This window comes from Streptomyces longispororuber (genome assembly GCF_024448165.1).
GTDB classification, from domain to species: domain Bacteria; phylum Actinomycetota; class Actinomycetes; order Streptomycetales; family Streptomycetaceae; genus Streptomyces; species Streptomyces longispororuber_A.
On record NZ_JAMOLN010000120.1, the window covers coordinates 1 to 22629 of the forward strand.

15 protein-coding genes are annotated in these 22629 nt (G+C 72.4%); 9 read left to right on the forward strand and 6 right to left on the reverse strand.

Going from position 1 to position 22629, the window contains the following annotated elements:
* The first annotated feature begins 148 nt into the window (after positions 1-148).
* From M4J07_RS29085 to M4J07_RS29125, 9 genes are all read left to right on the forward strand, one after another.
* Positions 149-1585: a VMAP-C domain-containing protein gene (locus M4J07_RS29085; RefSeq protein ID WP_255976421.1), complete on the forward strand. Its 1437-nt coding sequence runs from the start codon at positions 149-151 to the stop codon at positions 1583-1585.
* On the forward strand, positions 1582-2628 hold the full coding sequence (locus tag M4J07_RS29090) for an AAA family ATPase (protein ID WP_255976423.1): 1047 nt from the start codon (positions 1582-1584) through the stop codon (positions 2626-2628). Before M4J07_RS29085 ends, M4J07_RS29090 begins: the two co-directional genes overlap by 4 nt.
* Positions 2628-6977: an FxSxx-COOH system tetratricopeptide repeat protein gene (gene fxsT / locus M4J07_RS29095; protein ID WP_255976425.1), complete on the forward strand. Its 4350-nt coding sequence runs from the start codon at positions 2628-2630 to the stop codon at positions 6975-6977. Before M4J07_RS29090 ends, fxsT begins: the two co-directional genes overlap by 1 nt.
* A gap of 146 nt (positions 6978-7123) precedes the next feature.
* A complete protein-coding gene (locus tag M4J07_RS29100) occupies positions 7124-8272 on the forward strand; it encodes a GPI inositol-deacylase (protein ID WP_255976427.1) in 1149 nt (382 codons plus the stop codon).
* A complete protein-coding gene (locus M4J07_RS29105; protein WP_255976429.1) occupies positions 8269-9369 on the forward strand; it encodes an effector-associated domain 2-containing protein in 1101 nt (366 codons plus the stop codon). The genes M4J07_RS29100 and M4J07_RS29105 overlap by 4 nt, the downstream gene beginning before the upstream one ends.
* Positions 9370-9516: 147 nt before the next feature.
* Positions 9517-9711 (forward strand): aldo/keto reductase, encoded by a 195-nt coding sequence (locus M4J07_RS29110; protein ID WP_255976431.1) that lies wholly within the window; start codon positions 9517-9519, stop codon positions 9709-9711.
* Between the two features lie 3 nt (positions 9712-9714).
* Positions 9715-11511: an HEXXH motif domain-containing protein gene (locus M4J07_RS29115; protein ID WP_255976433.1), complete on the forward strand. Its 1797-nt coding sequence runs from the start codon at positions 9715-9717 to the stop codon at positions 11509-11511.
* A 164-nt stretch (positions 11512-11675) separates the two neighbouring features.
* Positions 11676-12596, forward strand: a complete 921-nt coding sequence (locus M4J07_RS29120; protein ID WP_255976434.1) for an LLM class F420-dependent oxidoreductase — start codon at positions 11676-11678, stop codon at positions 12594-12596.
* Positions 12597-12796: 200 nt separating this feature from the next.
* The gene (locus M4J07_RS29125; protein WP_255976436.1) at positions 12797-13813 is read left to right on the forward strand and encodes a LacI family DNA-binding transcriptional regulator; all 1017 of its coding nucleotides are present in this window, start codon (positions 12797-12799) and stop codon (positions 13811-13813) included.
* A 19-nt stretch (positions 13814-13832) separates the two neighbouring features.
* Here M4J07_RS29125 and M4J07_RS29130 read toward each other — a convergent pair whose 3' ends face one another.
* The 6 genes from M4J07_RS29130 to M4J07_RS29155 all read right to left on the reverse strand — a co-directional run bounded on the left by M4J07_RS29130 (position 13833) and on the right by M4J07_RS29155 (position 22537).
* A complete protein-coding gene (locus M4J07_RS29130; RefSeq protein WP_255976437.1) occupies positions 13833-14549 on the reverse strand; it encodes a GH12 family glycosyl hydrolase domain-containing protein in 717 nt (238 codons plus the stop codon).
* Positions 14550-14587: 38 nt separating this feature from the next.
* On the reverse strand, positions 14588-16819 hold the full coding sequence (locus M4J07_RS29135) for a glycosyl hydrolase family 95 catalytic domain-containing protein (RefSeq protein WP_255976449.1): 2232 nt from the start codon (positions 16817-16819) through the stop codon (positions 14588-14590).
* A 7-nt stretch (positions 16820-16826) separates the two neighbouring features.
* Positions 16827-18806 (reverse strand): beta-galactosidase, encoded by a 1980-nt coding sequence (locus M4J07_RS29140; protein ID WP_255976438.1) that lies wholly within the window; start codon positions 18804-18806, stop codon positions 16827-16829.
* Positions 18807-18900: 94 nt separating this feature from the next.
* On the reverse strand, positions 18901-19827 hold the full coding sequence (locus M4J07_RS29145) for a carbohydrate ABC transporter permease (protein WP_255976439.1): 927 nt from the start codon (positions 19825-19827) through the stop codon (positions 18901-18903).
* Positions 19824-20861, reverse strand: coding sequence for an ABC transporter permease (locus M4J07_RS29150; RefSeq protein WP_255976440.1), 1038 nt, complete (start codon positions 20859-20861; stop codon positions 19824-19826). The genes M4J07_RS29145 and M4J07_RS29150 overlap by 4 nt, the downstream gene beginning before the upstream one ends.
* Positions 20861-22537, reverse strand: coding sequence for an extracellular solute-binding protein (locus M4J07_RS29155; RefSeq protein WP_255976441.1), 1677 nt, complete (start codon positions 22535-22537; stop codon positions 20861-20863). The genes M4J07_RS29150 and M4J07_RS29155 overlap by 1 nt, the downstream gene beginning before the upstream one ends.
* Positions 22538-22629: the final 92 nt, after the last annotated feature.

Sequence of the window (22629 nt, forward strand, 5' to 3'; positions counted from 1 at the left end):
GCGCCCCACGAACCCCGTGCGCACCGTCAACCTGCCCTGGTAGCAAGAGAGTTGACGTGATAACTTCACTCCCAGTTCCTATGCGGAACCGTTTCACGGGGGATGGTGGGTGGAGACGAGCGGGGCACACGGACCGCAAGGCGTCCCGGTGCGTCTGGTGGCGGTCCTCGCGAAAGAGCTGATCGCGCTGACATGCATTCGTGACGCCGGGCAGCGCGCACTGTTCATCGAGCTGGTCGCCGCGGAATCGGGTATCGAGGTGAGCGAGCGCGGACTTGAGCCGCGTGCCGAGATGGTCGCCCTCCTGAAGAAGATCCTGCCGCACGAGCGCGGCTTCCCGGCCCTGATCGAGGCGGTCGCGGCGCTCGCGTCCGTGGAGGACGCCGACAACCTGGCCCGGCTCGCCGAGCGCGAGACGCACGGCGTGACGACCCGGGGCGAGCCCGCGTTGCAGTCGGCGCTCGTCCCCAAGGTCCGCCGCGAGTTACGGGACCTGCTGATCGCCGGACCGGTGTCGCGGGCCGCGCTGCACACCGTGCTCGCCCGCGAGCTGAGCATCGAACCGCCCGACTGCGACGATGCCGCGGGCTTCTTCGACCACCTGCTGGAGCAGAACGCGCAGTCCGACGGCCTGCCACCGGTCGTCGTCCTCGCCGAGGTGACCGCCGCCCTCGGCTCGGCCCGCGCCGCCGAACTGCGCGCCTGGTCCGACAGCTGGGCCAAGGAGGCGGGGCAGGAGGCGGACCTGCGCAAGCGGCGCGAGCGGATCGCCGCGGGCGGGCCGGTCGATCCGTCCGTGCCGCGGGCCCTGGTGGTCATGGTCGACCCGGCCGACGACGGTTCCGGGCGGATCTTCGTACGGCACTGGGTGAACGCGGCGGCCGGGATCTGGCAGCCGGTGGCCCTCGGCGTGGAGACCGCCACCCTGGACACGCTCAGTGGCGTCGTCGACCGGGCCGTGGCCCACGGTGAGGCGCAGTGGGAGAGCCGGCCGGAGGGCGGCCCCGTGTTCGTCGAGTTCGTGCTGCCGCACTCGTTGCTCAACCACGACGTGGCCCGGCTGGAGATCGACCGCGCCGCCGCCCCGCTCCCGATGAGCATGCGCTACTACGTGCATCTGCGCAGCCTCGACCGGATGCGCGCCCGTGACCCCGCCCAGATGCGTCGCTGGCGGGCCCGGTGGAGCGTCTTCCAGTCGGCGGGCGCCGCCGAGACCTACCGGTGGAACGGGGCGCACGTGGGTGAGCTCGGCCGCTGGCGTGCCGGACTCGCCGCGATGCCGGAGAAGACCGCCGTGATCCTCCAGCACCCCGCCGTGGGCGAGCACGGTCTGGAGGCGCTGGTCGCCGCGCTCGGCGAGGGCATCGGCCTCGCCGCGTGGGACCGGCGCGAGAACACCCCGGGCTCCGTCGAGGTCCTCCAGCTCATTCTCGGCAGCACCCCCACCCAGTTGCCCGCCAAAGTCCACCAATTACGCACACAGGCCGAAACCGACGATGTGGGACCGCTCCTGGTGGGCAGACATATCGCGTTCCTGTGGGACGACCCCAACCGCCTGGTCGACTGTGAGGAGATGCCGGCATGACGGAGCAGTACGGCGCAGCCGGGGCGCCCCCCGCTTGGCGCGTGTTCCGCGCCGTCGGCCACCGTGCCCCCGTCGGGGAGGGCCCGCGGCTCCCCGAACCGCCGCGCTGGCGACGCTTCGCGGGCGGTCCCGTGCAGCCGCTGCCCGACCTCGACGACACGCGGACCGCCGAGCGCCGGCTGGGCGAGGCCCGGGACCTGGTGCAGCTGCGCGACGAGGAGATCGACGTCGTGAACGCGGCGATCCTGCTGCGCCGCCCCCTGCTGGTGACCGGACCGCCGGGCGTGGGCAAGTCCACCCTCGCCTACCTCATCGCCCAGGAGCTGGGCCTCGGCCGCGTCCTGCAATGGGGCATCGTCTCGCGCACCACGCTGTCCGGCGGGCTCTACTCCTACGACGCGATCGGCCGGGCGCAGGCCATCGCCGCGTGGCGGGCCGGTGCCGACGGCGCGCAGAGCGGTGAACCGGCGCCCCGGATGGGCGACTTCCTGACCCTCGGCCCGCTCGGCACGGCCCTGCTGCCGTACGAGCAACCGCGCGTTCTGCTCATCGACGAGCTGGACAAGTGCGACGTCGACCTGCCGCACGACCTGCTGCACGTCATGGAGAACGGGGCCTATGACGTACCGGAACTGATGCGCAGCGCCGATCCCGAGGCCAGCGTCTTCACGGACGACCCGGGGCAGCGCACCACGGTGCTGCGCGGCCGGGTCGAGTGCCATGCCTTTCCCATCGTCGTGATCACCAGTAACGGCGAGCGGGAGTTCCCGCTGCCCCTGCGGCGGCGCTGCCTTCCCCTGGAACTGCGGTTGCCCTCCCGGGAACAGCTCGTCGCGATCGTGTCCAGCCACCTGCACGGCAGCGAGGATGTCGTGCGTCCCCTCCTCGACCAGTTCGAGCGTCGGGTGCAGGACGGAGGAACCCACTCCGTCGACCAACTCCTCAATGCCGTCCAGCTGGTGACCTCGGGTGGTTTCCAGCACAACTCCCACGGGCGTAAGCTCGTCGAGTTGCTGCTGCGCGACCTCGCGAAAGGCCGCTGATGACCGGCTTGCCCAGGGAGCGTGCACCCGACCCGAGCGGGAGCGGTGAGGCCACGGGCGTCGACGACGGCGCACCGGACTGGCGCGACCTCGCCGACTCGGCCTGGCTCGCGGCCGCGTGGCTCGCCTCAGGACGGCACGGGCTCCCGGAACCGCAGCAGGCGGAAGCCGATCATCCGGATGCCCCGGTGGAGCACCGTCCTCCACCGGCTCCCGACCCGCAGGCCCGCCCCGACACCCCGTCCTCCCGCCCGCCCCTTTCACCGTCCGCACCGCTTCCGCGCGGCGCGGACGAGGAGTCGCACGATCTCGGTATGCCCCTGTTCCACCACGCTTCCGAAGGACCGGGCGCCGAACCTGTCTTCAGGCTGCCCCCGCTCCCCGCGCCCGCGGGTCCCCGGCCGTTACGGCTCGCCCGGGCCCTGCGCGCCCTGGGCCGCCGGGTGCCCTCGCGCACCGCGCACCGCCTCGACGAGGAGCGCACCGCCGAGCACGGGCTCAGCGACGGCCTGTGGATCCCGTACCTGCGCCCCGAGCGGCAACCCACGTTCGACCTGGTCCTCCTGGTGGACGACACCCTCACCATGCGGGTCTGGCGCGGCACCGTCCGCCGCATCGCCGACGAGGCCACCCAGAGCGGCGCGTTCCGCGACGTGCGCACCGTGCGGGTCTCGGTCACCGCGGCCGGACCCGCGGTGCTGCGCTGGCAGGACGGGCGCACCGGTGATCCGCGCGAACTGTTCGACGGCAGCGGCCGACGGATCTTCCTCGTCGTCACCGACGGACTCGGCGCGGGCTGGGCGGCGGACGGCGCCGACCACCTGCTGACCGGGCTCGCCCGCGGCGGACCGACCGCGCTCGTCCACCTCTTACCGCCCTACCTGCGCCATCGATCCTCGCTCTACCCCTTCCGCGCGCAACTCGGTGCCGCCGGATTCGGCCGCGCCAACCGGGAGTTGACCTGCGGGCCCGCGCACCCGCTCGCCGAACCGCTGCCCGCACCGGACGACGGCGCCGTGCCCGTCCCCGTCCTCAGCGCGCATCCGGCCTCGTTCACGGCCTGGGCCGACCTCGTCACCGGCGAACCAGGGGTGCGCCACACGCTGCCCGTCGTCCTCGCCGGCACCCTCGCCAAGGGCGCGCCCGCGCCGGGCCTGCGCACCCCGCGCATCGACGGCCCGCACGCCGCGGCCGCCGTCGTCGCACGCTTCCTGGGGCTCGCGAGCCCGCTGGCCCGGCACCTGGCGCTGCTGCTCGCGGTGATCCCGCTCGACTTCGACCTGATCGAGGAGCTGCGCGAGCGTGCCGTCCCCGAGGCGGGCCCCGATCACGTCGCCGAGGTCATGATGGGTGGCCTCATCGACTGGGATCACGACGGTGCGGGCCACCCCGAGTTCGCGGACGGCGTCAGGGAGTCTCTCCTCGCGACCGGGAACCGAAGCCAACTTGCCCATGCGGTGGACCTGCTGGCAGACCTGCACACCGGCCGTGGCGCGGCGGCGCCGCTGCGCGCCGCCGTCCGCGACCCCGAGCGCACGGTCCTGCCGGACACCGCATCCCCTGACCGGCCCTGGCTGCGCATCGAGCTGGCGGTGCTGCGCGCCCTGTCCGGGCCGCACGCCCGGCGCGCCGCACGGATCATGGCGGGGATCAGCGGTGGCACACCCGTCACAAGGGTGGGTGGTCCGGGTGCGAAGAGCGATATCCGGGGTCTGCATGGGGAAGGGCTGGTTCCGGACAGCACCACAGAACCAGGAGACGATGTGCCGCCGACGGCGAGGCCCGAGACAACCGAACACACTGATGCTGGGAAGGCTGACACGACCATGGACCTCAAGGCTCCCGAACACCGCTTCGTCCGGAGCGGCCAGCCGAAGATCATGGGGAATGTCCCGCCCAAGAATCCCAACTTCACGGGACGCGAGATCCTCCTGGAAGCCGTCGAGGAGCAGTTGAGGCAGAAGGAGACGGCCGCCGTCCTGCCGCACGCGCTGCACGGCATGGGTGGCGTCGGCAAGTCACAGATCGCGATCGAGTACGTGTACCGGCACAGCACCGAGTACAACGTGATCTGGTGGGTCCCCTCGGAACGCGAGTCCCTGATCCTCGCCTCCCTCGCCGAACTGGCCGGCCGCCTCGGCCTGAACACCGGCCCGCAGGCCAACACCGCGGTGCCGGCGGTCCAGGAAGCGCTGCGCTCCGGAAAGCCGTACGAGAACTGGCTGTTGATCTTCGACAACGCGGAGGACATCGACGCCGTCCGCTCGTACTTCCCCAGCGGTGGCCCCGGCAAGATCATCGTCACCTCGCGCAACCGGGACTGGGAGCGGGTCGCCACACCGCTCAGCGTCGACGTCTTCGAACGCGAGGAGTCCATCGCCCTGCTCCAGCGCCGGGCCCCCGACCTCAGTTCCGAGGACGCCTTCAGGCTGGCCAAGGCCCTCGGTGACCTGCCGCTCGCCATCGAGCAGGCCGGAGCCTGGCACGCCGCCACCGGCATGCCAGTCGCGGAACACCTCGAACTCCTCGCCCGGCGCCGTCTGGAGATCCTCGACCTCGACCCGAACCCGGACTATCCGGTGCCGGTGGCGGCGGCCTGGAACCTCTCGCTCGACCGGCTGGCGGAGGACCACCCCGCCGCCCGGCAACTCCTGGAGATCTGCTCCCTGATGGCGCCCGAGCCGATTCCGCTCAATCTGCTGCGCGGCGGCCGGAACGTCGAGATCAGCCCCGAACTCGACCCGGTCCTGCGCGACCCGGTGCTGCTCGCCCGCGCCACCCGCGAGCTCAGCAAGTTCTCGCTGATCCGCCTCGACCACAAGCGCGGCACGCTCCAGATGCACCGACTGATGCAGAACGTGCTGGCGACCGGCCTCGACGAGGCCGCCGAGGCCAGGATGCGCAAGGCCGCCCACCAGCTCCTCGCGACGGCCAAGCCGGGCGAGGGCGCCTCCCCCGAACTGTGGCCGACCTACCAGGCGCTGCTGCCGCACGTACAGGCGTCGGGCGCGGTCCGCAGCTCCGACCCGTGGGTGCGCGACTTCATCTACGACGTCGTGTACTTCCTCTACTACTGGGGCGCTCACGAGACGTCGATGAGCATGGCCCGGGAGGCCTGGACGGCCTGGCAGGCCCAGTCGGGCGACGACGACATCCTGGTGATCAGGATGGCCAAGTTCCTGGCGCTCATGCTGCGCAAGTTCGGCAGCCCGGAAGAGGCGATGCGGCTCAACGAGACGGCGCTCGAACGCTCCCGCGCCGGGCACGTGCCGGACGAGGAACTCATCGGCTCCATGTGGCAGATGGCGATCGCCCAGCGCTACCGGGGCGACTTCGACGAGGCCCGCGCCCTCGACGAGGAGGCGGTGGCGATGGCCCGCCGTCTCTTCGGCCCGGACGACCCGGAGACCCTGCACGCCGCACACAGCCTCGGCATCTCCCTGCGCTGCTGTGGCGCGTTCCCCGAGGCGCGTGCCATCGACGAGGAGACGGCCCGCCAGTTCGACCTGCTCTACGGCCCCACGAACGGCCTGACCCTCAACTCGCTCAACGGCCTGGCGATCGACGTCCGGGAGTCCGGTGACTACCGCGGAGCCCACATCCTCCAGGAGTCCACGTACGAGACGTACGTGAGCAACTTCGGACCCGACAACGCCGCCACGATCAAGGCCGCCCGCGAACTTGCCGTGTGCCGCCGCCGGGCCGGCGCCGTCGCCGAGGCGCGCGAGCTGACCGAGGACACGCTGGTCCGGTTCACCGAGCGCTACGGAACGGAGTACGGCGAAACGCTGGCCACCCAGATGAACGCCGTGGTCGACCGGCGCATCGGCGGCGACCTGGCACGGTCGCGCGAACTGGGCGAGAAGAACGTGGCGCGGTACCGCGCCGTGTTCGGCGAGAACCACGCGAGCACGCTGAGTTCCCTGGTCAACCTGGCGGCGACGCTGCGTGCCCAGGGCGAGGTCGATGCGGCGGAGCGACACGACGTCGAGGCCGTCGAGCAGTTCACGGCGACGGTGGGGGAGCGGCACCCGTTCACGCTGACCGCACGCCTGGGCCGGGCCAACGACCACTACGCGCGCCTCGGGTTCGCGGCGGCGCGTGCCGTCGACGAGGCCGTGCTGCCGCTGCTGACCGAGGTGGCGGGTCCTGAGCACCCGCTGACGCTGGCCTGCACCGCCAACCTCGCCCTGGACCTGCGCGGCCTCGGCGAGACCGCGCAGGCGGACCAGTTGCAGGCGGATGCGGTCGAGGGCCTCACGCGGGTCCTGGGTGCCGAGCACCCCTGGCGCATGGCGGCACAGGTGCACCAGCGCATCGAGTTCGACATCGCTCCGCTGCCGCTGTGACGGCGGGCTGATTCCAGGGCGCCGTGGGCCCCGGCCGAGTCCGGGGCCCGTGCGACGCAGTGCGCCGAGTGCGCCTGGTGTCACCGGAGTTGACGATGCATCATGCACGTACGGATGGTTTCAGGACCGGCACGGGGGCTGGACGCATGACCACGGTCGTCTTCATTCACGGTACGGGTGTCAGAGAGCCACGCTTCACGGAGCTGCACGCCCGAATCGCCTCGGGCCTCGGCGCGGTCGCACCGCACGCCCGCGTCGTCCCCTACTACTGGGGCGAGGCGCACGGGGCCACGCTCGCCGCGGGCGGCGCGAGCGTGCCCGAAGGCCCGGGCGGCACCAGCCGCGGCGTCGGCGACGAGAGCGAGGACGAAGCGGAGCAGTGGGCGCGGCTCTACGCGGATCCGCAGGCCGAGCTGGCCCTCGCGGCGGCCGGTGCGGGTGCCGCCGTGACGGCGCCCGGAGCGGAGTTCCCCGACGAACGGCCGCGCCGTCTCCTCCGCCAACTCGACGACACGGCAGCGGAGTTGGGACCGGACGTGCGGGAGCACGCGGTGGCTCTGGCCCGCTCCCCGCTGCTGCCGCCCGCGGCCGCCGCCCTCGACGCCGACGAACTGGCCCGGGTGCTCGCCCGCAGCCTGGCCGCCGCCGTCATCGGTGGCGCGCTGGAGTCCGACGCGCCCGTCCTGTGCACGGGGGACGCCCGGGACGCGGCCGTCGACCGCATCGCCGAGGCACTCGGTGCCGCACCGGCCGGAGCCGACCGGGGGCTGTTCCTGCGCACCCTCAAGAGACCGGCGATGAAAGCCGGTTCACGGATCGCCGTACGCCGCCGCAGAGCGCTGACCGACGCCGCGCACCCGGCGGCGGGCGACATCCTGCGCTACCTGGCCCGTGGTGAGGGCGTACGCAGGGGGCTGCGCGATCTGACGGCCGCGCAGCAGCCCCCCGTCGTCCTGCTGGGGCACAGCCTCGGCGGAATCATCGCCCTGGACACGCTCGTCCTCGACCCGCAGCCGGGCGTCGAACTCCTCGTCACGGTCGGCTCGCAGGGCCCCTTCCTCTACGAGACCGGCGCCCTGCCCTCCCTCGCCCACCCGGGGCCACTGCCCGCGCACGTGCCCGCGTGGCTGAACCTCTACGACGTCCGCGATCTGCTCGGCTACCGCGGCGCCCCGCTGTTCCCCGGCCGGGTCACCGACATCGCGACCGACAGCCGCCAGCCCTTCCCCGTGGCGCACAGTGCGTACTGGGACGATCCCGCCGTCTACCGGGCCGTCGCGGCCCGACTCCCATGACGTACCGGAGCGTCACCGACGTCGATCCGGCCCGGGTCACCGCGCTCGTCGTCGGCGTGGAGCACTACGCGGCAGGAGACGGCTGGCGGCTGCCGGGACCAGCCTGCGACGCGCTGCGCTTTTACGCATGGCTGCGCGAGCGCGGCGTGCCCGAGTCCAACATCCTGCTGCACCTGTCGCCGGCCGGCGACAGGCAGCCGGGGCCCGCGCACCGGCCCGCCGACCACGCCACCCTGCGCGACGCCCTCGTGCGGGAACTGAGCACCCGCCGGGGTGACGTCCTGTGGGTGTGGTGGGGCGGCCACGGCGTCCTCGACCAGGACGAGCGGGTCCGGCTCTACTGCGCCGACGCCACCGCCGACGACCGGCGCAACATCGATCTGGAGTCCGCCCGAAGACGCCTGGCCAGCGACGCCCTCGCCGGATTCGGGCACCAGACCTGGGTCGTGGACGCCTGCCAGACGTTCGACGAACGGCACGGCTTCCCGGACACCCTGCCCACCGAACACCTCCCGGCGGGCGGCCGCACCGACGTCCACGCACAGGCGCTGCTGCTCGCCGCGACCCGCGGGCAGCGCGCCGCCAACGACCCGGAGCGGCGCACCGGACTCTTCTCCGACCTGGTGCTCAAGACCTTGGACCAGACCGGCATCGGCGCCGCGCCCGACCCGGTGCCGCTCTTCGCCGGAGTGCGCGCACTGGTCGAGCGGGAGTGGGCCGCGGGCCGCACGGAGCAGCTGCCGACCCTGATCCTCAAGCGGCCGGGTCACGAGGAGACGCTGCGCCCGGCCGCGGCACGGGCCGGAAACCGCGGTGGCCTCGCGGCCCTCAACCGCGTCGTCGACGTGCTGCTCACCTACCCGCTCACCCACAGTCTCGACGAGCGCCAGACCCTGGTGCTGCTGCTCGAACCGAGGCTGACCGCGCAGATGCGGCGCAACCCGGCCGCCCGCCCCGACCTGGTCGCGATCGTGCGCGCCCACGGCAACCGGGCCGACGACCTGTGGGCCCTGTACGAGGCGGTCGCGTCCCTCGACAGCGACCCCGGGAGAGCCGCCGAACTCCGGTCGGCGATCGATGGGTTGGCGCACGACTGAGGCTCGAGGAACCGATGGTAATCGGCCAACAGCACGTTCCCGATCTTCGGCCGGGTCTGCGGGTTCCGGGACCGGGCAAGCTTCGTCATGATGGATACAGGACGGCGGCGGCATCGCGTGCCGTCGTGGGTGAAGGGGGAGCACACCTTGAAAGAGCCGGTACGCGCCGACCGTCCGGCGGACTATGTGGAGTCGGACCTGGCGGATCTCGCCGCGGTCAGTGTCGCGGAACTGCGCCGGTACCCCGCGCTCACGATCAGCCGCAGACTCCTCGACGACACCCGCCGTCCCCGCAGCAATGCGATCGGTGACAGCCCACCCCAGCCCGGTCGGGCCGAGTAGCGCGTGTCGGAATCGTACGTGGCCGGGACCGGCACACCGGCCGGAACCGCCCACTCCGCGCTGCGCATGCCCGGGGCCCTCTTCGACGAGCTGGCCGCGGGCGGTGGATCGGAGCAGGCCGTGGCCTTCCTGGCCGGGGGCGAGCGGGCCAGACGCCTGCTCCTGCTGCGGGAGTTGCTCGACCGGCTGGACGAACTCCCGGACCCCTTGGGCCCGTTGGGTGACGTCGCCAAGGTCTGGGAGGTGGTGGAGACGGCGGCCCGGCGGGCTCCGGAGGCCGCTGACGCCTTGCTCATGAGCCCGCAGTGCGGGTCCTGGATCGCCCACGCGCTGCGCCGTCTGCACGGCGCCGCGTCCGGGCCGCCGCTGTGGGCCGACGCCGGGCACCTCGCCTGCATCGCGGCCGCCGCATGCGTACGCGCCGGCGCCGATGCCGAGCTCACGGTTCCCGCGCGGGACGGAGCCGTGAGCCTGCCGACCCTGGGACTGCTCCAATTACCGGACCGCGCACCGGGGTTGAGCGCCGTGCCGATCACCGTGCGGGCGGGGCGGGTGACCGCGGGCCCGGTCACGGTCCGTCCGCTGGACGACGCGGACTCACCGGTCTGGCATCCGCTGCGCGTCCTGGCGCCCTACGCGGTGCACCTCGACGACCTCGACCCGTACCGGGACCTGGACGAACCCGTCGCCCCCGCGCGGCTGCCGGACGACGAAGTCGCCTACTGGCAGCAGGCGCTGGACGAGGCGCACGCCATCCTCCGGCGTCCGACGGGGTCCGGGACGATCGGCACGACACGGCCGGGCGACATCGCCCGGATCGTCCCATGGGGCACCGGCCGGCCGTCGGGTGCCCGCCTGAGCGCCTCCACCGGCGACGCCTTCGGCTCGATGATGGTGTCCCGGCCGCACACCGGACTCGACCTCGCCGAGTCCCTCGTGCACGAGTTCCAGCACAGTAAACTCGGCGCGCTCATCCACCTGTTCCCGCTGCTCGCCGACGACCGCGACGAGCGGTACTACGCGCCCTGGCGCGCCGACCCGCGCCATCTGCCCGGTCTGCTGCACGGCGCCTACGCGTTCACCGGCGTCACCGGATTCTGGCGGGCCCGCATCGGCGACCGCGCGGTCGACCCCGAGAACACCGCCCCGTTCCACTTCGCGCTGCGCCGCCTGCAGACCCGCCTGGTGGTGCGCACGCTCGCGACCCGCGCCGACCTCACGCCCGCCGGCCGGCGTCTGATCGGCGGGCTCACGGCCACGCTCGACCGGTGGCTGCGCGAGCCGGTGGAGCCCGGCGCGGTGGCCCGCGCCCGGACCGCGGCCGTCAGCCACCGGGTCGAGTGGCGGCTGCGGAACCTGCGGTGCGGGGCGGCCGAGCGGGACGCCCTGGTCCGGGCGTGGCGGGACGGCGGGACCGTGCCGCCGTCCCGGTCCGACCCGGTGATCGTGCCCGGGGCGTCCGCCGAACACTGGGAGGACGCACGGGCGGGGTTGCTGCTCGCACCGCGCCCGGGACCCGGTGCCGACGCCTGCCTGGCGTCGGGGGACGCGGCGCGGGCGCGGGAGCTGTACGCGGAGCGGCTGCGCACCGCTCCGGCCGACCCGCACGCCTTGGCCGGCCGGCTGCTCGCGGAGGCGGCGCTGCGGCCCTCGGTGCGAAGGGCGCTGGCCCGTCCCGAGCGGGTGGCCGCCCTGCTCGACGGTGCGCGGATCGCGGCGGGCGACGTGGCCGGGGTCGGCCGGGTGCTGGCATGGCTCGCGGGGCAGGAGCTCGCGGACCGCGACGGCAGGGTGGCGTAGTCGCCGCCTCGGCCCCGCCGGTGCCGTGTTCGACGCGGCCCGGACACCGTGACCGTGGCCGACGCACCCGCCCCCGGCGCACAGGTACTCGCGGGCGGAGCCTGTCACGAACTGTTCATACGGCACCCGGAATTCGGCGGCCCGCAGCCCCTGTTCTCCCGTTCATGACTGTGGGAGTGACACTCGACACGACCGGTACCGACCTCACCCTCGACGACGCCGTCCGGCAGGCCCGCGAGGCCCGCGCGTCCGGACTGGCGTCCCTCTGGTTCGGCCAGACCTTCGGCCACGACGCACCGACGGTCGCGGCCGTCATCGGCCGCGACGTCCCCGGGATCCAGCTGGGCACCGCCGCGCTGCCCGTCTTCGGCCGGCATCCGCTGCTCGTCTCCAGCCAGGCGCAGACCGTGCAGGCGGCCACCGGCGGCCGGTTCCACCTGGGGCTCGCCGTCGGCACGAAGCTGATCAGCGAGGGCGGACTCGGCATCCCCTTCGAGCGGCCGGTGGCCCGGCTGCGCGAGTTCCTCACCGTGCTGCGGCAGCTGCTGGAGACCGGCGAGGCCGACTTCGAGGGCGAGCTGATCACCGCCCGGACGTCGTGGCCCGCCCGGGTGCCGGGCGCCGCACCGACCGTGCCCGTCCTGGTCGCCGCCATGGGCCCGCAGGCGCTGCGGGTCAGCGGACGCCTGGCCGACGGGATCCTGCCCTACCTCGCGGGGCCGCGCGCCCTGGAGGAGCACATCGTGCCCGAGCTGCACCGGGCCGCCGAGGAGGCGGGGCGACCCGCGCCGCGCGTCGTCGCGTTCGTCCCCGGCGTCGTCACCCCGGACCCGGAACCGCTGCGCGCCCGGCTCTACGAGGACCTCGCGTTCTACGAGCAGATCCCCTCCTACGCGCGCGTCATCGAGCAGTCAGGACACCGGCACGCGGCCGACCTCGCCGTCGTCGGCGACGAGAAGGACCTCGCCGACGCGGTCCGCCGCTACCGCGACGCGGGCGCCACCGACGTGGTGGTGTCGGGCACCGAGATCGCCGGGGACGACGCCCGGTTGCGAACCTGGGAGGTGCTCGGCGAACTCGCCTGACCGCAGGGGCGTCCTTTGACTAGGCTGTGAGCCGGGGATGCGGCAGGCCACCCCTGTCGAAGCGCTTCGACGAACTTGTGGACAGGTGCCCGTCCGGCGCCATAGGGTCGGAATTCCGAACGGCCAACGGCAACCCGCCCCCGTCGAAGCGCTTCGCGATCGAGGTGTTTCGTCCCTTCGTCCCGGCTCAGGAGAACGACATGGTCACGCTCGCAGAGGTCGCCCGGCACGCCGGAGTCTCCGCCAGCACCGTGAGTTACGTCCTCAGCGGCAAGCGGTCCATCTCCGCGGCCACCCGTGAGCGCGTCGAGAACAGCGTCCGCCAGCTCGGCTACCACCCGAACGCGGGCGCGCGGGCGCTGGCCAGCAGCAAGTCGAACATCATCGCGCTGATGGTGCCGCTGCGCACCGACATGTACGTGCCGGTGATGATGGAGATAGCGATGGCCGTCGCCACCGCCGCCCGCACGCACGGCTACGACATCCTGCTGCTCACCGGCGAGGAGGGCGCCCAGGCGGTGCGCCGCATAGAGGGCAGCGCGCTCGCCGACGCCATGATCCTGATGGACGTCGAACTCGACGACGAGCGGCTGCCGTTGCTGCGCACCGCGTCCCGGCCCGCCGTCCTCATCGGGCTGCCCGCCGACACCACCGGGCTGAACTGCGTGGACCTCGACTTCGCCGCCGCCGGCGCGCTCTGCGCCCAGCACCTCGCCGACCTCGGGCACCGCGAGGTCGCCGTCATCGGTGAGGCCGCCGCCGTGTACGAGCGGCGCACCGGGTTCGCCGAGCGGACCCTGACGGGCCTGCGCGAGCGCAGCAACGAGCTGGGCCTGCGGCTGCTGCACCGCCCGTGCGAGGGCTCGTACGCCTCCGTGTCGGCAACGTTGTCGCGGATCTTCGACGAGCGCCCCGGCACCTCCGCGTTCGTGGTCCAGAACGAGGCGGCGACCGACCCGCTGCTCGCCCTGCTGCGCCAGTCGGGCCGCGCCGTCCCCGAGGACGTGTCGGTCGTCGCCGTCTGCCCCGACCAGGTCGCCGCGCACGCCTCCGTGCCGCTCACCTCGGTCGCGGTGCCCGCCCAGGAGATGGGCCGGCGCGCCGTCGAGCAGGTCATCGCGAAGATCGAGGGGCGTGGCTCGGACGAGGAAGTCGTGCTGCTCGCACCGGAGTTGACGGTCCGCGAAAGCGCGGCCCAGGCGCCCGCCGGCGTCTGAGCCGCGCGTCCGGGGGCCGCTAGCTGCTGGAGACCTTGAAGCTGTTCGTCTGGAAGTCCAGCCCGCCGGACGACGAGGTGATCTCGTAGCCGAACTGGACGTCACCGATGGTCTCGTCGCCCCACCAGCCCTTGGTGTCCTTGATCCACTTCAGGATCGGCAGGACGTTCACCGTGCCGGACGTCGAGTCCGACGTGCGCAGGAACGAATAGACCTCGTTGGCACCGTTGTTGCCCTTGTACACGGTCCAGGTGTGGCCGCCGAGGGTGAGGTTGCCCTGCGAGGTGCCGAGCGGGCCGACCGCGCCGTTGTAGTTCACCCAGAGCATGACCTCGTGGTCGTAGTCGCTGTCCCAGATGTCGTACGACGTGTTGTACGCGCCCGACGACGGCACCGTCACGTTGTAGCTGCTGGTGAGCGAGGTCAGTGAACTGAGCTTCTTGTTCACGACCTTCTTCGCGTTCGGGTAGGACTTGATGCCGCCCGTGTTCGGGTGGTCGGCCCAGACGCCCCAGTTCGACGAGGAGTTGGCCCAGATCGTCTGGGCGCCCGCGCCGGAGCCCCAGATGTTGTTGTAGAGGATGTAGCCGTCCGACGTGGTGTAGTTGCCCCACTGGTCGGACGACGACCAGACGGCCGCCTGTGCGGGGGCGGCGGCGAGGGCGAGTGCGGCGCCCGCCGCGAGGGTGGCGCCGAGGAAGGTGCGGCGTCGCGTCGACCGTACTGAAGGTGCCATGGTGTCCCTTTCCATGGTCGGTGGGGGGTACGGGGGAACTACCGCGTGCTCAGGGTGAGTTCGCGGTCCTCGCCGGCGGTCAGGCGCAGCCGCCCGTCACCGCCGGCCGGGGTCTGGAGGGAGACGTGCGCGTCGCGGTCCGGGCGCACGACGGCCGTGCAGCTGCCGCCGCCCCAGGTGAGGTCGACGCGCGCGCCGAACCGGGTGCGCAGACCGCGCACCGCGCCCCGCCGCCAGTCGGCCGGCAGCGCGGGCAGCAGCACGAGCCGGTCCTCGGCCGACTGCAGCAGCGCCTCGGCCAGCAGCGCGGGCAGGGCGTGCGCGGCGTCCGCGTTGTAGACGTCGCGGCCCGGGTAGTGCGCGCTCATGAGGGAGCGGTGGAAGTAGTCGCCGGTCAGCACCCGGTGCAGTGCCTGCCCGACCCGGGGGGCGTCGCGCAGCCGGGCCGCGATCAGCGCGTGGTGGAGGTGGCCGTGCGCGGAGTGGTTCTCGGCGCCGCGCAGCTCCAGCGCCCGGTGGGCCGCCTCCGCGAGGCCGGGGGTGTCGTACGGGTTGATCTCGTGGTGCGGCCACACCGCGTACAGATGGCTCAGGTGCCGGTGGTCGTAGCGGTCGTCGAGGCCCGGCCACGCCCACTCGGCGAGCGCCCCGTCCGCGTTGACCCGGTGGTCCGGCAGCCGGTCGGCCAGCGCGGACCAGCGGTCGCCGTCGGGACCCGGGTGCCAGGCCGCCGCGGTGCGCAGGGCGTGGCGGGCCGCGGTGATGTCCATGGCGGCGTTGAGGGTGCCCCAGCCCGCGTTCCCCGGCCGGTTCTCCGGGGAGTACGACGGCACGATCACCAGCCGGCCGTCGGGGCCGGTCCGGGTGAGGAAGTCCTCGTAGAACAGGGCGAGTTCGGCGAGTGCCGCGGCCAGCCAGGCCGGTCGCTCGCCGGTGGTCGCGGCCTGTTCCAGCAGCGGGGTGAGCAGCCAGTCGGCGCCCGCCGTCCACAGGTGCATCGGCCAGGCGCGCTGGAAGTGGTACGCGTGCCCGGACTCGCCGTCGGTGTGCGCGGGCGCCACGATGCCGCGGGCGCCGAAGACGTCCCGCGCGTTGTCCCGCCAGTCCGCCAACTGCCCCTGGACCAGCGCGCCCAGGGCCTCCGTGACCTCCGGCAGGTCGCAGGCCGCGGCCGACGCGGTCTGCAGGTTGAGGTTGGCATCGGTGGTGAACGCGCCGGACCACGCGGTGTCCCATTCGGCGGTCCACAGTCCGGTCAGCCGGGGCGGCAGCGCGCCCGACGCGCTGAGCAGGTGGTAGCGGCCCGCCGCGAACAGCCGCTCCAGAAGGGCCTGGCTGAGCGGCCGGCTCAGCAACTCGGTGCCGGTCAGGCCGCGTTCGGGCCGGGGCGCGTCCAGGTCGAAGGCGACCCGCTCGTACGCGGCCCGGTGCTCCGCCTCGTGCCGGGCGAGCAGCTCCCGGTAGGTGTCGGCGGCCCGGTCCCCGCCGTCGTCGTCGCCGTCGCCGGAATCGGCCAACAGTGCTGCCAGGTCGGCGACTTCGGCGCCCGCGTCCAGTTCCCCGAGGTGCCGGCGCACCTGGGTCAGGAGCAGCAGCCCGGCCGCGCCCGCCACCCGCAGCCCGGTGGTGCCCACCGAGGCGCGGCCGCCGTGCAGCACCGCGAGGGTCACCCCCGTGTACGCCAGATCGCTGTCCGGATAGCGGCAGCGCAGCGTCAACTGGGCGCCCTGCGGGGTGAGGACGACACTGCGGCCGACCCCGAGCCCGCCCGGCACCCCGGCCAGCCGGTGGTCGAGGGACAGCTCGCCGTCGAGCCCGGGACCGGTGACGTACTGCACGACGACGTCGTCCGCGCGCGACACGAACACCCGCGAGCGCCAGCCTCCGCACCGCGCCTCGGCCACGCCCGTCGCGAAGTCGACCGCTCGCCGGTAGCCGCGCCACACGACGCTGTCCCGGACGAACCGCACCTGGAACCCGGGATGGAAGGCCCGCACCCACTGCAGCGGCCTGCCGTCCGTGAACCGGTCGGCCGCCGTCACGTCCCCCGCCAGCAGCTGGTCCTGCAGCGTGGTGAGCCGGGCCGCCAGGGCGGGCGGGCCGGGATGCGGTCCGTCCGGGCGGACCAGCGCGTGATGGGTGACGACCACCCGGTCGTCGTGCGGGTCACCGAACGTGAGAGCGCCGTGCCGGCCGTTGCCGCTCAGGAAGCCGTCCTCCCAGCGGGTGGCCGGCGTCGTCTCCCAGGTGCCGTGCGGGTGTTCGGGCAGCACCGGGTCACCGCTCCCCGGGACGGGCCGGGGCGAGCACCGCGACGCCGAAACGGCCCAGGGCCAGCGGCCCCGACCGCGGCTCGCCCGTCAGCAGATCGCGGAAGGCGCCGGCCGGCAGGTCGACCGTCACCTCGCCCGTGCCGTGGTGCAGCAGGAACAGCAGCTCGCCACGGCGTACGGCCTCCACTCCTGCGGGGAGGCCGGACAGCGGAGGCCGTACGCCCGCCTCGGCGGCCGCGCCCGCGAGCAGCGAGCGCAGGGCCGGGGGCTCGGGGAGCGTGGAGAGGTAGTGGGCGCGGCCGCGGCGCAGCGCGGCGGGCAGTCCGTCGAGTTCGCCGCCGCGGTACACCGCGGTCACCTCGGCGTCCTCGGCCGCGGTCAGCTCCTCCGACCACAGCGTGCCGGTGAACTCGCCGCAGTCCACGGTCTCCTGGGGATCGAGCGGCCACCACTCGTGCACGGTGCGGATGCCGAACAGCTCGCGCAGCCGGGGGTCCATGCCGCCGGGGCGCACCCGGTCGTCGGTGTCCGCGACGCCGGTGAAGAACCCGCACACCAGGGTCCCGCCGCCGCGCGCGTACGCCAGGAGGTTCTCGATCGCCGCGTCCGTGAGCAGGTACAGCTGCGGCACGACCACCATCGCGTACGCCGACAGGTCGTGTTCGGGATGCGCGAAGTCGGTGGTGAGGTGGGCCTCCCACAGGGCCCGGTGCCAGGCCCGCACCACGTCCTCGTAGTCGACCTCCGTCGACGGCCGGGCCTCCTGGCTCCCCGCCCACCAGGAGTGCCAGTCGTGCAGGACGGCGACCTGGGCCGTCAGCCGAGTGCCCGTCACCTTCGGTCCCAGCGCGGCGAGTTCAGCGCCGATCCGCTTCACCTCGGCGAACGACCGGCCGTCCGGACCGGCGTGGCCGAGCATCCCCGAGTGGAACTTCTCCGCGCCCTGCCGGGACTGGCGCCACTGGAAGTAGCAGACGGCGTCGGCGCCGCGCGCCACGGACTGCAGCGACCAGAGCCGGTTCAGACCGCGCGGCTTGGGGCGGTTGACGCCCCGCCAGTTCACCGCGCCCGCCGCCTGCTCCATCACCATCCACGGGCCGCGGGCCTGGCTGCGGGTCAGGTCGGCGATCATCGCGTTGTACTGGCCGCCCAGTGGGTCCCGCGGGTCCGGATAGACGTCGACCGAGACGACGTCCTCCTGTCCGGCCCACGCCCAGCCGTCCTGGCCGATCCAGAACGGCATGAAGTTCGTGGTGACCGGCACGTGGCCGGGGGAGTGCCGGCGCACGATGTCCCGCTCGGCGACGTAGCACTCCAGGAGCGCGTCCGAGGTGAAGCGGCGGAAGTCGAGGAGCTGGGCCGGGTTGCGCAGGTACTGGGCGCGGCGCGGTGGGATCACGTCGTCCCAGGTGTCGACGTGCTGGCTCCAGAAGGCCGTGCCCCAGGCCGAGTTGAGCGCGTCCAGTGTTCCGTACCGGGTGCGCAGCCAGCCGCGGAAGGCGCGGGCCGCCTCGTCGCCGTGGTCGAAGGTGCAGTACTCGTTGTTGATGTGCCACATGCGCAGGGCCGGGTGGTGGCCGTAGCGCCGGGCGAGGTCCTCGGTGATCGCGGCGGCGTAGCGCCGGTAGGCGCTGCTGGAGTGCGCGAAGTGCTGGCGGGAACCCCACCACACGGTCCGCCCGTCCTCGTCGCGCGGCAGCGTCTCCGGGTGCAGCCGGCCCAGCCACGGCGGCGGCGACGCGGTCGGCGTGGCGAGCACGACGCCGATGCCGTGCGCGTGCAGCAGGTCCATCAGCCGGTCCAGCCACCCGAACTCCCTGACCCCCGGCCGTGGTTCGAGCCGCGCCCAGGAGAAGACGCCGAGCGTCACCGAGGTGACGCCCGCCTCCTTCATCAGCCGGACGTCCTCGGCCCACACCTCCTCGGGCCACTGCTCGGGGTTGTAGTCGCCGCCGAAGAGGAGGCGGCCGTCGGGGGCGATCATGGTGCGGCTCCGGGAACGTCAGGGGATGTGGTGCCCCGCCGCACCCGGTCCGAGGGAGCGGCACCGGGGGCGGCGGGAGTGCGGGGCGGCGGCGTCAGCCCTTGACGGCGCCGGTGAGCATGCCCTTCTTGAAGTGGCGCTGGACGAGGGGTGAGGCCACCGCGACCGGGATCAGGGCGAGGACCATGACGGCCATCTGCAGCCCGAGGGTGGAGAGTTCACCGGTGCGGACCGCCTGCTGGAGGCCGGTCGGTGTCGCGGTGTTCTTCTGGACCAGCTGGATGAGCACGTTCTGCAACGGCATCATGTCCTGGTCGGTGAGGTAGATCGAGGCGTTGAACCAGGCACTCCAGTACCCGACCGCGTAGAACAGGGAGATCACGGCGAGCACCGCCCGGGACAGCGGCATGATGATCGTCAGCAGGATCCGCAGATCGCCCGCACCGTCGATCCGGGCGGACTCCGTGAGCTCGGGGGAGATCCCCATGAAGAACCCGCGCAGCACCAGGATGTTGAAGACGCTCACCGCGCTCGGCAGGATCAGCGACAGATAGGTGTCCGTCAGCCCCAGCGACTGCACCAGCAGATACGTCGGGATGAGGCCCGCCCCGAAGAACATCGTCGCCATCAGCGCCATCAGCAGGAACCGGTGACCGAGACTGCCGGGACGCGACAGGCCGTACGCCGCGAGCACCGACACCGCCATCGAGAACACGGTGCCGACGAGCGTGACGCCCAGCGAGACGAGGATCGCCCGGCTGACCTGGCCGCCGCTGAGCAGCTCCGTGTAGTTGACGAAGGTGATGCCCTGCGGGAGCACGACGAGCCCGCCGGCCCGGTCGATCACCGGCTTCGGGGACAGGCTGGTGACGATCACGATCCACAGCGGGGCGAGCACGCCCAGGCAGCACAGGACGAGGAAGCCGCTCTTGGCGGACAGTCCCGCCCGGCTCGGAGCCTCCTCCCACACCGGTCGGGCGGGGGCCTTCAGGCTGCGGATCAGCTGTGTATTGAGGCTCACTTCTTGTACACCCCCTGCTCGCCGAGCAGATGGGCGAACTTGTTGGCGGCGAGGACGAGGCAGACGCCGATGGCGCCCTTGACCAGGCCGACAGCGGCCGCGTAACTGAAGTCGCCGTTCTGGATGCCCATGTTCCACACATAGGTGTCGAGTACTTCGCTGGCCCCCACGCCGACCGCGTCGCGCTGCAGCAGGAACTGCTCGAAGCCGACGCTCAGCGCGTCACCGACCCGCAGCACGAGCAGCAGCGCGATCACCGGGCGCAGCGCGGGCAGCGTCACGTGCCACATGCGGCGCCAGCGGCCGGCGCCGTCCATGGCGGCCGCCTCGTACAGATCGGTGGAGACGGCGGCGAGCGCGGCGAGGAAGACGATGATCCCCCAGCCGGCGTCCTTCCACACGGACTGCGCGGTGACCAGGAACTTGAACAGATCGGCGTTCGTCATCAGGTCGAAGCCGCTCCACCCGTGGTCCTCCAGGGTCTGCGCGATGATGCCCGCGCCGCCGAAGACCTGCTGGAACACGGTGACCACGAGCACCCAGGAGAAGAAGTGCGGCAGATACATGATCGCCTGCGCCACGGCCCGGACCCGGGGCCTGATCACGCTGTTGATGAGCAGCGCGAGCGCGATGGGGATCGGGAAGAACAGGACCAGCTGCAGCAGGAACAGCACGATGGTGTTCTTCACCGCGCTCCAGAAGAGCGGGTCGTCGACCATCCGCGAGAACTGCTCCACGCCGAGCCACGGACTGTGGAAGATCGCCGTGATGCCGTTGCTCGACGCGTACGGGTCGTAGTCCTGGAAGGCGACGACGTTGCCGAGCAGCGGGATGTAGTTGAAGAGCACGAGCAGCCCGATGGCGGGCAGTGTCATCAGGATGAGCGCGCGGTCGCGGCGCAGCCGGACCCGCCAGGGGACCTTGTGCGCCGCGCCCTTCTGGGGAGCCGCCTCCGGGACGAGGGCGGCCGTCGGTTCCTCGACGGCCGCCGCGGGACGCGTCCCGTCCGGCCGGCTCCCGGCCGTGAGTGACATCAGTTGCCGCTGCCGTTCTTGTCGATGAGCTTCTTGTACCAGTCGCGCAGCTTGTCGCCGCCGGAGGACTTCCAGGTGGAGATGGCCTGCTGCACGTCGGACAGCTTCTTGTTGCCGCGCACGAAGTCGATCTCCAGCTGCTCGAACTGGCTGGACAGGTTCGCGTAGCGGGTCGGCTCGACGATGTTCATGCCGTACGTCGACGTCTTCTTCATGAAGGCGCCCATCCGCTGCTCCCACTCGACCTGCTTGCGGGCGACGTCCGGGTAGTCCGGGTGCGCGAAGTAGGGGGCGGGGGCGGCCAGCATCACCCAGGCGTTGACGACCTCCTGGTTGCCCTGGTCGTTCTTGACCGGGACGCCGTCCTTGACGGTGTAGTGGGTGCCCTCGACGCCGTAGTCGACGAGCATGCGCTCCTTGGTGCCGTACGGCGCGGCCGCGAAGTTCGCGGCGGCCAGCGCGTTCTCCACCGTCTCCTTGGAGGCGCCCTTGCGGATCAGCGACCAGATGTTCGCGGGCTGGCTCGCCCACAGCTGCGGATCGCCGCCGTCGGAGCCGAAGATGTCCATGGCCTCGATCTTGAAGTCCGGGTTGGACTTGGCCTGTTCGGCCGTCTTCCCGTACCAGTGGGACATGTCCATGTTGTACATGAGGATCTTCCCGGCGGTGAACCGCTGGCCGGCGTCGCCGGAGCGGGCCTTGTCGTCGGGGTGCACGACGCCCGCGGCGAACAGCTTGCGGGTCCACTCCAGGGCTTCCAGGTACTCGGGCTGCTCGATGCGGTACGTCAGCTTGCCGTCGTCCCCGATGTGCCAGCCGAGCGTGCCCGAGGGGCGGACGCCGAAGACGTTGAAGGCGGTCCAGGACATGTCGCCGACGGCGTACACCTTGGCCTTGGCGCTGGTCGCCTCCTTCGCCCAGCTCATGAACTCGTCGGGCGACGTGGGGACCTTGTAGCCCTTCTTGTCGAAGACGTCCTTGCGGTAGTACGCGATGTTGAACGTCGCGCTCGCGGTCGGCATCGGGATGCCGCGCAGCGCGCCGCCGAAGATGCCCATCTTCCAGGAGTCCGAGGGGATCGCCGCGAGGTTCGGGTACTTCTTCACCTTGTCGCCCGCGAGGTACGGGCCGAGGTCCATGAACTTGGCGGTGACCGCGTTGGAGATCTTGCCGACCAGCTCCCAGATCGGCACGACCACCATGTCGGGTATGGAGCTGGAGGCGAGCACCGCGCCGAGCTTCTGGCCGTAGGTGTTGCCGTCCTGGTTCTGCCAGGTGACCTTGGTGCCGGCCGCCTTGTCCAGCGCCGTGTAGTAGGCGCAGTCCGCCTTCGGCGGCGAGCCCCAGAACGGTGACATGACCTTGAAGGGGGCGCCGGAGCCGAGCGGCTTCGCGACCGAGGCGGCGAGGGCCGAGAGCTCGACCTTGCCGGTGTAGCCGGCCGCGGAGCCGTTCTTCGACGCGATGTCGGGATCGGCGAACTTGCTGGCGACGAACGTCGGCAGCAACTTGTCGGCGGCCTTCCCGGAGGTGGTGCCCTCCCGGTCCTTGTTCTCCGACCCGCCGCAGGCGGTGAGCAGCGGCACGCCGCCGGCCACCGCCGCGGCGGCCACGGCGGTCGAGGCGAGGAAACTTCTCCGGCTGGGAGCGGAGGCGGAGGGCGAGTTCGGCGTCATTGCGGTAACCCTTCGGGGAACGCGTCGCATATTTGTCGAAGCGCTTCGATGTTGCAGCGAGGCTAAGGGAGCACCTCTCGCGTAACAAGACT